Annotated in this window: 9 protein-coding genes; 6 read left to right on the top strand and 3 right to left on the bottom strand. The window is 73.9% G+C overall.

What is annotated here, in order from left to right; genetic code table 11:
- Positions 1–1,443, top strand: a complete 1,443-nt coding sequence (locus ACZ6TV_RS11570) for an aminopeptidase P family protein (RefSeq protein WP_465297088.1) — start codon at positions 1–3, stop codon at positions 1,441–1,443.
- A gap of 52 nt (positions 1,444–1,495) precedes the next feature.
- Here ACZ6TV_RS11570 and ACZ6TV_RS11565 read toward each other — a convergent pair whose 3' ends face one another.
- Together ACZ6TV_RS11565 and ACZ6TV_RS11560 are read right to left on the bottom strand one after the other, a co-directional pair.
- Positions 1,496–2,845 (bottom strand): FAD-binding oxidoreductase, encoded by a 1,350-nt coding sequence (locus ACZ6TV_RS11565; RefSeq protein WP_465297087.1) that lies wholly within the window; start codon positions 2,843–2,845, stop codon positions 1,496–1,498.
- Between the two features lie 56 nt (positions 2,846–2,901).
- Positions 2,902–6,468: a BTAD domain-containing putative transcriptional regulator gene (locus ACZ6TV_RS11560; protein WP_465297086.1), complete on the bottom strand. Its 3,567-nt coding sequence runs from the start codon at positions 6,466–6,468 to the stop codon at positions 2,902–2,904.
- 313 nt (positions 6,469–6,781) lie between these two features.
- Between ACZ6TV_RS11560 and ACZ6TV_RS11555 the strand changes: the two genes are divergently transcribed.
- The gene (locus ACZ6TV_RS11555; protein WP_465297085.1) at positions 6,782–7,465 is read left to right on the top strand and encodes a hypothetical protein; all 684 of its coding nucleotides are present in this window, start codon (positions 6,782–6,784) and stop codon (positions 7,463–7,465) included.
- A 196-nt stretch (positions 7,466–7,661) separates the two neighbouring features.
- Here the strand turns inward: ACZ6TV_RS11555 and ACZ6TV_RS11550 are convergent, their stop codons facing one another.
- Positions 7,662–7,880 carry a hypothetical protein gene (locus ACZ6TV_RS11550; protein ID WP_465297084.1) on the bottom strand — a complete coding sequence of 73 codons (219 nt, stop codon included), beginning with the start codon at positions 7,878–7,880 and terminating at the stop codon, positions 7,662–7,664.
- 201 nt (positions 7,881–8,081) lie between these two features.
- On the opposite strand from ACZ6TV_RS11550, the gene ACZ6TV_RS11545 reads away from it, so the two are divergent.
- From ACZ6TV_RS11545 to ACZ6TV_RS11530, 4 genes are all read left to right on the top strand, one after another.
- Complete coding sequence (locus tag ACZ6TV_RS11545) at positions 8,082–8,963, top strand: hypothetical protein (RefSeq protein ID WP_465297083.1); 882 nt, start codon at positions 8,082–8,084, stop codon at positions 8,961–8,963.
- A gap of 331 nt (positions 8,964–9,294) precedes the next feature.
- The gene (locus ACZ6TV_RS11540; protein ID WP_465297336.1) at positions 9,295–10,629 is read left to right on the top strand and encodes a cytochrome P450; all 1,335 of its coding nucleotides are present in this window, start codon (positions 9,295–9,297) and stop codon (positions 10,627–10,629) included.
- An 11-nt stretch (positions 10,630–10,640) separates the two neighbouring features.
- Positions 10,641–11,531: a terpene synthase family protein gene (locus ACZ6TV_RS11535; protein ID WP_465297082.1), complete on the top strand. Its 891-nt coding sequence runs from the start codon at positions 10,641–10,643 to the stop codon at positions 11,529–11,531.
- Positions 11,528–13,033: a prenyltransferase/squalene oxidase repeat-containing protein gene (locus ACZ6TV_RS11530; RefSeq protein WP_465297081.1), complete on the top strand. Its 1,506-nt coding sequence runs from the start codon at positions 11,528–11,530 to the stop codon at positions 13,031–13,033. The genes ACZ6TV_RS11535 and ACZ6TV_RS11530 overlap by 4 nt, the downstream gene beginning before the upstream one ends.
- The last annotated feature ends 134 nt before the right edge of the window (positions 13,034–13,167 follow it).

Below are 13,167 nucleotides of genomic sequence, written 5' to 3'. Positions count from 1 at the left end.
ATGGCGAGCGAGCAGCAGGCGAAGGCCGAGCACCGGGACATCCCCAACAGTGCCGAGTTCCGCGAGTTCATCACGTCGGGCTGGGCCTCGCCCGGCGGCCCTGCCGCCACCCGGGCGGAGGTCGCCGACCACGCGGCCGCCCGCCGGGCGGCGGTGTCACAGCGGTTCCCCGGCGAGCGGCTCGTCATCCCCGCCGGCGGGCTGAAGGTGCGCAGCAACGACACCGACTTCACCTTCCGGCCGCACACCGCGTTCGCGCACCTGTCGGGCCTCGGCGCCGGCACCGAGCCCGACAGCGCGCTGGTCCTGGAGCCGCTGTCCGGCGGCGGCCACGAGGCCGTGCTGTACACGCGGATCCGCGCCTCGCGCGACGGCGTCGAGTTCTACGCCGACTCGCGGTACGGCGAGTTCTGGGTCGGTCCGCGCCCCGCCGCCGAGGACCTGGCGGTGTCGCTCGGCCTGACCGTCCGCGACCTGGAGACCCTCCCCGACGACCTCGGCAAGAGCGCCGGCGGCCGGATCGTCCGCCCGAACCACTTCGCGGAGCTCGACACCGACGCCGACGCGGACGAGGAGTTCGCCCGCTTCCTGTCCACGATGCGGATGGTGAAGGACGCGTGGGAGGTCGGCGAGATGCGCCGCGCCGTCGCCGCCACCCACCGCGGCTTCGACGCCGTCATCGCCGCACTGCCCGACGCGGTCGCCAAGGGCCGCGGCGAGCGCTGGGTCGAGGGCGTCTTCGGCCTGTACTCCCGGCACGAGGGCAACGGCGTCGGCTACGAGTCGATCTGCGCCTCCGGCGACCACGCCACCACCATCCACTGGACCCGCAACACCGGCGACGTCCGCTCCGGCGACCTGCTGCTGCTGGACGCCGGGATCGAGCTGGACACGCTGTTCACCGCCGACATCACCCGCACCCTGCCGGTCGACGGCCGCTTCAGCGAGGCGCAGCGCCGCGTGTACGACGTGGTCCTCGAAGCCCAGGAGGCGGGCATGGCGGCGGTCCGCCCCGGCAACCGCTTCCGCGACATCCACGCCGCCGCGAACGCGGTCATCGCCCAGCGCCTGCACGAGTGGGGCCTCCTGCCGGACGGTGTCACCGTGGAGCAGACCCTCGACCCCGACAACGGCGGCTGGCACCGCCGCTGGATGGTCCACGGCACGTCCCACCACCTCGGCATGGACGTGCACGACTGCCTCCTCGCCCTGCGCGAGGACTACCTCGACGCCGAGCTGCGCCCCGGCATGGTCCTGACCGTCGAACCCGGCCTCTACTTCAAGGCCGACGACCTCCTGGCGCCGGAGGACCTGCGCGGCATCGGCGTCCGCATCGAGGACAACGTCCTGGTCACCGAGACCGGCCACGAGAACCTGTCCGCCGCCATGCCGCGCACCGCCGCCGACGTCGAAGCCTGGATCGCCGGCATCAGGACCCCGTGACCGCCGCCCCGGCAGGGTCTGCGTGCCGACGACACGCAGACCCGGCCCGGGTTCAGCCGACCAGCGCCTGGCCGCCGGAGAAGACGTTCGTCGGGTCGTAGGAGCGCTTGACGCGCAGCAGCCGGTCCCGGTCGGCGGTCGGCCAGTTGGCCAGCAGCGACTCCGGGGTGGTGTGCCCGGAGAAGTTCATCAGGCCACCCGGCGTCGTCTCCACCGCGAGCAGCCGGTCGGTGACCATGTCCACCACCGGCGCCAGCTCGGGCAGGCCGAGCCCGATGACGAACAGCGAGAACCGCGCGCCGCGGCCGCTCACGGCGTTGGGGACGGCGGGCGTCCGGGCGAACGCGCCGCCGAGGTGCCGGATCTCCACCATCACCAGCGGTACGTCCACCTGGGGACCGGCGACCTCCAGCAGGTGGTCGACGGTCCGCGCGGTCAGCTCACCCAGCAGCACGCCGCGCTCGCGGGACGGGACCGGGTCGACCGGGTCCTGGTGCACGGAGTCGACGGCCGAGTAGGGCCGCCATGACACGTCGTCGATGAGCGCCGGCGCCGCGGCGCGCATCGGGGCGAGGAGCGCCTCGCCGTCCTCGGGGGTGCCGAGGTACGCCACGCGCAGGTGCGCCACGTACGCGCCGCGCAGCGGTTCGGGCAGCTCCGGCAGGGGCGGCAGCCGCAGCAGGGCCACCGACGTGCTCATCTCCTCCGGCAGCCCGGCCACCCAGGCCCGGTACGCGTGCAGGACCCCGGCGGCGTGCTCCGCCGCGAAGTGGATGCCGCCGCCGAAGAACCCCGCGACCTCGAACAGCCCGAACTCGATCGCGGTCACGATGCCGAAGTTGCCCTTCCCGCCGCGGACCGCCCAGAACAGGTCGGCCTCGTGGTCGGCGTCGACGGTGCGCAGCGCGCCGTCCGCGGTGACGATCTCGACGGAGCGGACGTGGTCGGCGGCGAAGCCGTACCGGCGGCCGAGCGGCCCGGCGCCGCCGCCGAGCGTGTAGCCGACCACGCCGACGTGCGTCGACGAGCCGTTCAGCGGCGCGAGGCCGTGTGCCGCGGCCGCCTCGACGACCTGCGACCAGCGCGCGCCGGCGGCCACGCGGGCGGTGCGCGTCACCGGGTCGACGGAGACGCCGGCCATCCGGCCGGTGGTGACGAGCAGGCCGCCGGTCACCGGGCGGACCGCGCCGTGCCCGGTCGCCTGGACCGCGACCGGCAGGCCGTGGGTGCCGGCCCAGCGCACCGCGGCCGCGACGTCCTGCGCGCTGGTGGCGCCGACGACGACGATCGGCTCGTGGCGGGTGGCGGCGTTCCAGGACGCGACCTCGGCCGCGTAGCCCTCGTCGCCGGGAACAAAGACGGGCCCGGCCGTGACCGGGAGATCAGTCAGTGCAATGGTCATGCCGGGAACGGTGCCGCAGGTCGCTTGGCGCGGGTTTGGGCAGCGCTTGGGCGTCTCTAGGCCGCCGTCAGGGTCGCCAGCTGCGCGTCGCTGGCCGCGACCAGGTGCGCCGCGCCGAGCCGCCCGTGCGCGGCGCGGGCCGACCGGGCGTGCTCCAGCGCCGCGGCGCGGTCGCCGAGCCGGGCCGCCAGCTCGGCGAGGACGAAGTGCATCGAGCCCCAGGTGGCGCATCCGCTGCCGACGCTGCAGCACCGATCGGCGAAGGGGGCGATCTCGTCGTACAGCTCGCGCGGGTCGGGCGTGCCCAGCCGGGCCGCGATCAGGCCCCACTGGAACGCCACGAACTCCCAGCCCCACAGCCGCTCCCGCGCCGTGCCCCAGCGCTCGAGCAGCGCCCGGGCCAGGTCCTCGTCGCCGGACTCGCAGGCGGCCAGCACGGCGGTGGAGCGCAGCAGCCCGTACTGCGGCTCGTCGGCGCAGCGCACCAGCTCGTCGAGCAGCTCGCCCGGGCGGTCCTGGAAGCGGCGGCTAGTGTACAGCATCGCCAGCCGGAGCCACTGCGCGCCCCACAGGCTGGTGTGCTCCTGCAGCGCGAACGCCTCGCCGACCAGCCGCTCACCCTCCGCCCAGCGGCCGGCCAGCATCGCGCGACCGGCCTGCGCGTACCGCACCTGCGCCGGCAGCACCGGCGTGCGGATGTCCTCGGCCAGCCGCACGCAGCGGGCCAGGTCGGCGTCGAAGCCCGCGACGTCGCCCGCGATCACCTCGGTCATCATCCGGTGCAGCCGCGCGGTCACCTCGACGGTGTGCGGCAGCGGCGCGATCGTCAGCAGCTCGTCGACCGCGGCGCGGCGTTCCGCCTCGCGCTGCGGCACCCACGCGGCGTTCCAGAAGTTGTTCAGCGTGCGCGCCAGCAGCTCGGGGTCGCCGAGCCCGCGCGCCAGCCGCACCGCCTCCGCGGCGTGCGCCTCGCCGAGCTCGCGGCCGGGACTGTGGTACAGCTCGACGGCGAGCGTGCCGAGCAGCACCGCGCGGCGGTAGCGATCGTCCGGGTCCAGCCGCTCCAGCTGCTCCCGCAGGATGCCGATCATGCGCTCGTCGACGGTCAGGTACGGCCGCCACAACCACAGGGTCACCCCGCCGAACAGCGTCGCGGCGTCCATCGCCAGCTCGTCGTCGCCGAGCTGCCGGGCCAGGGTCAGCGCCTCGTCGAGCACGGTGCGGGTGCCCGCCACGTCGCCCGCGGCCCGCCGCGCGACGCCGAGGTCCACCAGCAGGCGGCACCGCCGCGTGGCGGCGCCCGGGCGGGTCGGGTCCAGCGCGCCGAGGGCGGACTCGAGATACCGGGCGGCCTGGTCGTACGCCAGCTGCGCCATCGCCACCTCGGCGGCCCGGGTCGCGTACCGCACCGCGCGCTCCGCGACACCCAGCCGCGAGGCCATCGTGAAGTGGTGCACCAGCCGCCCGAGCAGTTCCGGGTCGTCGGGGCGGTCGAACGCCTCCAGCGCCTCGCCGACCCGCCGGTGCAGCCGCGCCCGCCGCAGGCGGCTCAGCCCGCCGTAGACCGTGTCCCGCACGAGGGCGTGGGAGAACCGGTAGTCCCAGCCCTCCGGTACCTCCAGCAGGACGCTCGCCTCGACCGCCGGCTCGAGGTCCGCCATGACGTCCTGGATCCGGTCCTCGGTGGCCGCCTCCAGCAGGAGCGGGTCCACGTCCCGCCCGATGACCGCAGCGGTCTCCAGCAGCGCGCGGGTGCGCTCGGGCAGCCGTGACAGGCGCCGGGTGATGACGTCGCGCACCCGCTCCGGCACGCCGGTCCCGGCCACCGCCTGCGCGCTGCCCCACCCGCCGGGGTGCTCGCTCTCCAGCAGCCGCAGCAGTTCCTTCAGGTAGAACGGGTTGCCGCCGGTGCGCTCCAGCAGCGCGGCCGCGACCGCGCCGTCGGGCCGGTCCCGGTATCCGGGCGCGAAGCCGGCCGTGTACTCGGCGATGTCGCCGGCGGTCAGCGCGCCCAGCCGCAGTTGTTCGGCGCCGCGCTCGTTGGCCAGCAGCGCCAGCGTCTCGCGCAGGGCCGGACCGGCGTCGGCCGGCTCCGGGCGCAGCGTGGCGAGCACCAGGATCGGCAGCCGGTGCAGCGCCGGCGCCAGGTGCGCCAGCAGCTGCAGCGACGAGGCGTCGGCGACGTGCAGGTCGTCGACGACGATGAGCAGCGCCCGCGTGGCGGCGTGCGTGCGCAGGATGTCGGCCACCGCCTCGTGCAGGTGGAACAGGGCGGTGTCCGGGTCCTCGCCCCGCCGGCGGTGCTCGCCGTGCCCGGTGGGACGGTGCTCGCCGTGCCCGGTGGGACGGTGCTCGCCGTGCCCGGTGGGACGGTGCTCGCCGTGCCCGGTGGGACGGTGCTCGCCGTGCCCGGTGAGGCGGTGCTCGCCTCGGCCGGTGAGGCGGTTCTCGCCCCGGCCGGTCAGCACGTCGAGCAGGTCCCGCACGGCGTCGGTCTCCGGCAGGGCGCGCAGCACCTGCGTCCACGGCCAGAAGGCCGGGGTGGCGCTCGCCTCGACGCACCGGCTCCATGCCACGCCGAGCCCGGACCCGGCGGCGAGCTCGGCGGCGCGCTCGGCCAGCCGGGTCTTGCCCAGGCCCGCGTCGCCCGCGACGAGCAGCACGCCGCCGGACCCGCCCAGGGCCAGTTCGACGCGTTCGGCGACGCGCCGCACCTCGCCGCCGCGCCCGACGAGCGGCTCGGCCGCCTGCTGTCCCCACTGCTGTCCCGCCTGTACGGCCTGCCGGACCGGCCCGGCGGCCTCGGTCGCCGGCCCTGCGACGGTCAGGGTTTCCCGCGCCGGCGGCGGCGCCAGGGACGGGTCGTGGCGCAGGATCGTGGCCTCCAGCGCGCGCAGTTCCGGTCCGGGCGGCAGCCCCAGCTCCTCGTCGAGCAGCACGCGGGCGCGGCGGAACGCGGCCAGGGCGTCCGCCTGCCGGCCCTCGCGGTACAGCGCGAGCATCAGCTGCCCCCACGACCGCTCGCGGAACGGCTGCCGGTCCAGCAGCGCCTGCGCCTCCGCGATCGCCGCACCGTTGCGCCCGGTGCCGAGCCGGACGTCGACCAGGTCCTCCCGTGCGGCGTCGCGCAGCTCGTGCAGGTGGGCCACGGCCGCGGCGGCGAACGCCTCGTCGGCGAGGTCGGCCAGTGCCTCGCCGCGCCACTCGCCGAGCGCCTCGCCCAGCAGCCGCTCGGCCGCGGCCAGGTCACCGCGGCCGAGGGCCTCGCGGGCGGCGTCGGCGCGGGCGGCGAAGCGCACCGCGTCGATCTGCTCGCCGTCGACCGCCAGCAGGTATCCCGGGTCGCGGGTGAGCAGCACCGCCGGCGGCGTGCGCGGCGGCCGGTCGGGCTCCAGGGCGCGCCGCAGCTGCGAGACGTACGCCTGCATGGTGCCGGTCGCGCTCGCCGGTGCCCCGCCGGCCCACAGCCCCTCGACGATCCGGTCGACCGACACCACGCGGCCGGGCTCGAGCAGGAGCATCGCCAGCACCGCGCGCTGCTTGCGGGCGCCGAGGTCGATCGGCTCGTCGCCGGGCGTGCGCGCCTCGAGCGGGCCCAGGATCCGGAAGTCGAGCCGCGTCACCGAGCCACGATATCCGTCCCGCCGGGCCGGCAGATCGGCCGTGCGATCCCCGGACCGGCTCCGGACGGAGGACGCGGCGCACCCGCGGCCGACCCGCGAAGAATGCCTCGGCATTCGCTCGAATTGACCTTCGTCACCTGACGCCATCAGGCATTCCGATGGACGTCATCCTGCCTGAAAGCACCCGTGACAGTCGAAACAATGCTGTGCGGCGCGGTAACCGGGCCGATGCATTTGCCGGCGGAATTCTGGAACAGGCCGTTCGTACTTTCCATTCGCGCTGAAGCCTTCAGTGCGAAAAGGAGAGTCGCATATGGTCCGCTTCGCACCCCTCCGGCGGCGAGTCCGGCTTCCGTCCGCAATCCTCGCCGGCTGCATCGCCGCAGCCGGCCTTTTCGTTCCCTCCGCCGCCGCCGATCCCGGCGGCGACACGATCAGCTCCAACGGCTTCACCGTCGACGCCCTGCCCGACGGCGGCGCGCGGGTGACGTTGCGGCTCGACGAGCCGCTGCCGGTCCGCGACGCCGTGCCGGAGCTCGCTGTCGACGGGCGGGTCATCGGGGCGGCGAAAGAGTCGGCCGACGGGCTGAGTCTCATCGTGGAGACGACCGACGCCACCGTCGCCGGCGCGCAACGCGTCGACGTCGCCTGGAACGGCGTGGTGCCCGGATCCAAGGCGTCGCCGCCGAAGTCCGCCGCCGCCCCGACCACACCCAAGGGCCTGCTCAAGAAGCAGGTGTACGCGGACCCGGCGCAGCCCGGCCCGTTCCAGGTCGAGCGCGTCGACTACGACCTCGGTGACACGGCGACGACGCTGTCCGGCCTGAGCGACCTGCCGGCCGAGCTCCGGGCCGCGGTCTACGCGCCGGCCGGCGCGAAGGGCGCCCGCCCGGTCGTGATCTTCCTGCACGGCCGCCACTCGACCTGCTGGCGCAGTGGACCAGGTCCGCGGGGCACCCCCTCGCCGGCCGGCTGGACATGTCGAACGTCGGGCTGATGGGGCACTCGCGCGGCGGCGAGGGCGTGGTCGAGGCCGCGCTGCTCAACGCCGAACGGCAGCACCCGTACGGCATCAGGGCGGTCCTGCCGCTCGCCCCGGTCGACTTCGGCCGGCCGACGCTGCCGGACGTGCCGATGGCGGTGCTGCTGCCGTACTGCGACGGCGACGTCTCCAACCAGCAGGGGCAGCACTTCTACGACGACACCCGGTACTCGGTGCGGGACGACGTGCTGCGGTCGTCGCTCATGATCATGGGAGCGGACCACAACTTCTTCAACACCGAGTGGACGCCAGGCGTGTCCGTCGCGCCGTCCAGCGACGACTGGTCGCCGGCCAACGACGAGGTGTGCGGCAGTGCCGGCCCGGCCCGGCTGACCGCCGCCGAGCAGCGGGCCGTCGGCACCGCGTACATGGCCGGCTTCTTCCGGCTCGTGCAGGGCGGCGAGACGGTGTTCCTCCCGCTGTTCGACGGCACCAACGGCACGGTGCCGTCGGCGGGCCGGGCCGTCGTGTACGCCCAGGCCCAGCAGCCCGGCTGGACCTCGCGCCGCTGGAGCGCCCGGCCGGCAACGTCTCGGTCTCCGGCTTCGACCTGGGCGCGTACTGCTACAGCGTGGCCGCGCGGGTGCTCCCGGGGGACACCCCGTGCTCGGCGACCACCGCGACCTCGAAGATCCCGCACTGGACGCCGGCGACGTTCGCCCCGTCGGTGCCGGTCAGCCCGGTCCTGCGGCTGCAGTGGAGCGCGGCGTCGGTGTCGCCGGAGGTACGGGTGGCCCTCGGCCCGGGTGAGTGGAACGTCAAGAAGTACGACGCGCTCACCTTCCGGGTGGCCCGGGACGAGACGGCGGCAGATGACGTCGACCTCGACATCACGCTGGTCGACAAGGCGGGCGGCACCGCGACCGTACGGGTCGGCGACGTCAGCCCGGCGCTCACCCCGTTCCCGGCGTCGGCGAACACGGCCAACGGGATCAGCCGGCTGGGCAAGACCTGGCTGCGCACGGTCCGGCTGCCGATCGCCTCGATGACCGGGGTGGACCTGACCAGCGTCCGCTCGGTGACCGTGCGGCCGGCCACCCCGGCCGGCGGCGCCTACCTGTCGGACATCGCGTTCGACACCCCGGGTGTGGGCGGTGGCGGCGCCACCTCGGCGGTGCGGGCCAGCATCGCCGACACGACGGTGTCCGAAGGCGACGGCCAAGGCACCGCGACGATGCGGCTGTCGCTGAGCGGCAAGCTCAAGGAGGCGGCGACCGTGCAGGTGCAGACGGCGGCGAGCGGGTCCTCGTCGGCCGGGCAGGTGCCCCTGCGGTCGTTCCCCGTCACCATCCCCAAGGGCGCGACGGAGGCGACGATCCAGCTGCCGCTCACCGGCAACACGGTCGTCAACACGGCATCGCTGCGCTACAAGATCACGATCTCGGCACCCACCGGTGTCGTGATCGGTGACGGCTTCGCCTGGCTGACGGTCCTCGACGACGACGCCGTCTGACGCGAAACCCCCGCGGTGGGGCCGGCGCGACCCGTCGTCCCCACCGCACCACCCTGTCGATGCGGCCGCCCTCGGGTCGGCGGTGGACGGCCCATCGTGCAGGTGCCCGCAACGGATCATCGACTCCGGAGCCGGCGCCCGGCCCGCCGCACGTTACCAATGGAAAAACTATCGACATCGGTCAGCGCATCCACTAGCCGCTGCGGTATCCCGGATGTAATGATCTGAAAGTTCATCAATGTGTGATGCATTTGTTCCGGGCGCCGCGATGCTCGAACTGTGGGGGTGTTCGTTGTCCGCAGACCAAGAGGCGGCGAGGAAGGCCGCGGTCGTGCCGATGCACCGGGCGGTGCCGAGGCTCGCGCGCAATCCGCTCGACGCGCTCGTCGGCTTCGCCGAGGAGGCCGGCGGCGAGGTGGTCCGGGTCAACCTGGGTGCGTTCCGGCCCTACCTGATATCCAACCCGGCGCATGTGCAGCACGTCCTGCGCGACAACGCCGCGAACTTCCTGCGTGACGGCAAGGGCATGCTGTGGCGGCCGGTCAAGCGGCTGTTCGGTGAGGGAATTCTCGCCGAGGGGCAGGTGTGGGCCGCGAGCCGCACCACGCTGCAGCCGTTGTTCACCGCGAAGCGCGTCGACGCGCTCGTCGACGGCATGGCGGCCTCGATCGAGGAGTCCGTCGCACGGCTGGACGAGCCCGCTCGGGACGGCCGCGTCATCGACGTCGGCGCCGAGCTGTCGAAGATCGTGTGCGGCGCCATCATGCGGGCCCTCTTCGCCGACAGGCTCAGCGTCCCGGAGGCGCTGCGGATCGTGGCCGCGCAGAACACCATTGCCACCGCGATCGTGTTCCGGCTGCTCGTACCGTTCGTGCCGAACGCGATCCCGATGCCGGGCGATCGGCCGTTCCGCAACGCCGTGCAGGAGATCGACGACGTGCTCCTGCCGATCGTCCGGGCGGCCCGGGCGCGCGGTGACGACGGCACCGACATCATCGCCACGCTGAGCCGTGCCAGCGACGCCGGCGGACGCCCGATCGGTGAGCGGCAGGCCCGCAACGACGCCGTCGCCATGTTCGCCACCACGACCGAAACGACGTTCGGCGTCCTCACGTGGCTGTGGCCGATCCTCGAGGCCCACCCGGACGTGGCCGAGCGGCTCTACGAGGAAGTCGACCGGGTGGTCGGCGGGGGCCCGGTCCGTCGCGCGCACCTGGCCGAGCTGACCTACCTGCGGATGATTCTGGAGGAGCTGCTGCGCCTCTATCCCGTGGGCTGGCTGATTCCCCGCGTCGCCGCCGGGTCTGACGTCGTCGGCGGGACTCGCATCCCCGCGGGTGCCGACATCCTGATCAGCCCGTACATCACCCAGCGCATGTCGCAGTTCTGGGACAGGCCGCAGGAGTTCGACCCGGAGCGGTTCGCCCCGTCGCGGGCCGAGCGGCGCCACCGATACGCCCACTACCCGTTCGGCGGCGGCCCGCACCAGTGCCTCGGGCAGCACCTGTTCTACCTGGAGGCCCAGCTCATCGTCGCAACCATCCTCAGCCGCTTCCGGTTCCGGTTGCACGATCCGGCGATCCCGCAGCCGCAGGTCGCCGCGTCACTGCGCCCCAAGACGAAGGTCGAACTCACCCTGCTCCGCCGCGACCGCGCCGCCGTCTGACGGTATCCAGCGTGGACGTGCCGACGCCGGAGCTCGGTGACGAGCTCGCCGCTGCGGCGCAGCAGGGCCGGATCTGTGCCCTCGCCGCGAGTGGGCAGCGGGACCTGCAGGCCGCCGCGGCGGCATACCCCGACCTGTTCCCGGCGAACCCGTTCGACCCGGCGGTGTTCGGCTCCGTGGCAATGGCGACCGCCTTCGGCGCGCCCTGGTGCACCCGCGCGCAGCTGCGGATCGCCAATCTGACGGCGCTGTGGGTCTTCGCCCTCGACTGGCGCGTCGACTATCTCGCGCGCAGCGGCGCCGACGTCGACCTCGTCGTCGAGCGGTGCCTGTCCGCGGCGGACGGCGCCGAGCCCGACGACGGTGACGCGCTGTCGCGGATGCTCGCCGCGGTGCGCGACGAACTCGCCGCCACGCCGGCGTTCGCGGCGCATCGGCCGGCCTGGCGGGAGGAACTGCGCCGGATGCTCGCCGCGATGCGCCGCGAGTGGGAGTGGAAGTCCACCGGTGCGCGCCCTGACCTCGTGCAGTACCTCGACAACGCCGACAACTTCGGCTCGTCCTGGGTCAACGTCTCGCACTGGCTGTCGGGCGGCGAACCGGACGCGCTCGCCGAGTTGCCCCGGCTCACCTCTGCGGGGCGGGAGGTCCAGCGGGTGCTGCGGCTCGTGAACGACCTGGCGACGCACCGGCGCGACATCGACTGGGGAGACCTCAACGCCTTGCTGCTCGGCGCCGACCGCGACGAGGTCGCCCGGCAGATCGGCACACTCACGCGACAGGCGCTCGGATCGGCTGAGGCGCTTGCCGGCAGCTGCCCGCGGGAGGCGGTGTACCTCAGCCGCCAGATCGGGTTCAGCACCGGCTTCTACCGGTTGACCGACTTCTGGGGTGCGCTGTGAGCGTCGAGGAGGAGGAGGTCGCTTCCGCGGCGAGCGTCGCCGTGCCGTTGGGCGCGCCGGTCGATCGGGAGGTACAAGGCCTGCTCGAAAGCTTGGCGAGGGAGCCTTGGGGGCAGGTGTCCGCCTCGGTCTACGAAACCGCGCAGCTCGTCCGGCTGGCGCCCTGGGTGCGGGGCCAGCCGGATCGGGTGCGGTGGCTGCTCGCCACACAGCGGCCGGACGGCGGTTGGGGTCCTCCCGGCGGTTACGCACTGGTGCCGACGCTGAGCGCGACGGACGCGCTGCTTTCGGCCGGCTCTCGGGAAGCCGCCGAGCGCGGGCTGCGGTTTCTGCGCCGCCTGCTGCGCGAAGCACCGTCCATTCCGGACACTCCCGCGGCCGACCTCATCGTGCCGGCGCTCGTCGAGCGGATCAACGGGAACGCCGCGCAGGCGCTGCCCCTACCCGACGGCATGGACGGCGCCCGGCTGGCGGCGGTGCGGCGGTCGTTCGAGGCCGGTGCGGCGGTGCCGGAGAAGCTCCTGCACGCTTTGGAGGTGCTCGGCGACGCGGCCCGCGGCGCGGCCGGGGTCCGGCCGGTCGGCCCCGGCTCGGTAGGCGCGTCCCCTGCCGCCACCGCCGCCTGGATCGGCGACCAGCGGTCGCCGGCGGCGAGCTCCTACCTCGCCGCGGCCACGCAACCCCACGGCGGTCCCGTCCCTTGCGCCACACCGATCACCGTGTTCGAGCGGGCGTGGGTGCTCGGCGGGCTCGCCCGCGCCGGCGTCCGGTTCACGGCGCCGCCCGGGATGATCGCGAGTCTGACCGCGGACTGGGGTCCGACCGGCACGGCCGCCGGGCCCGGGCTGCCGGCCGACGCCGACACCACGGCGGTGGTGCTGTTCGCACTCGGCGAGCTCGGGCATCACGTGGATCCCGATGTGTTACGGGAATATGACGTCGGTGAATTCTTCTGTACCTGGCCCGGTGAGGACGGCTTTTCGGTCACCACGAATGCGCACGTGCTGGACGCATTCGGCGTGTGCGGCCGGGTGGACGTCACCGATCGGATTTCCTCATGGCTGTGTGCACAGCAGGAACCGGACGGCTCCTGGCGCGACCGATGGCACAGTTCGCCGTACTATGCGACCGCCTGCTGCGTGCTCGCGCTGACCCGTTTCGGCCGCGGCCCGGCGGTCGCCGCAGCGGTCGCGCGCGCCGCCGACTGGGTTGCCGCGACGGGGCGGGGCGGCGGCTCCTGGGGGCACTGGAGCAGCACCCGCGAGGAGACGGCCTACGCGGTCCACGTGCTGCTCATGGCTGGCCGCGCAGCCCGGCCGGACCTCGCCGCCACGGCGCGCTACCTGGCTGGAACGCACCCGGTGGATCCGCCCCTGTGGCACGACAAAGATCTTTACGCGCCACACGCGATCGTGCGGGCCGCGGTGTTGGCCGCACAGCATTTGATCGGTCTGCACCAAATTGACCGCCGCGAGTTGGATCACGCGGCCGGAAGTTGCTAGCGTGCGTCAATGTTCCGGCGCCCGGGGCGCGGCGTCGATGGATGACTGCGCCGGGCGTGTCCGAGAAATGCTCATTGGGACGGTGTAATGGCTTCCCGCAGTTCACGGCTCCGCACCAAAATTACCGCGCTCCT

The sequence above is a fragment of the Dactylosporangium sp. NPDC051087 genome (genome assembly GCF_055586325.1).
The sequence above is the reverse complement of the archived record's forward strand: the minus strand, read 5'-3'. Positions and strand labels throughout refer to the sequence as shown.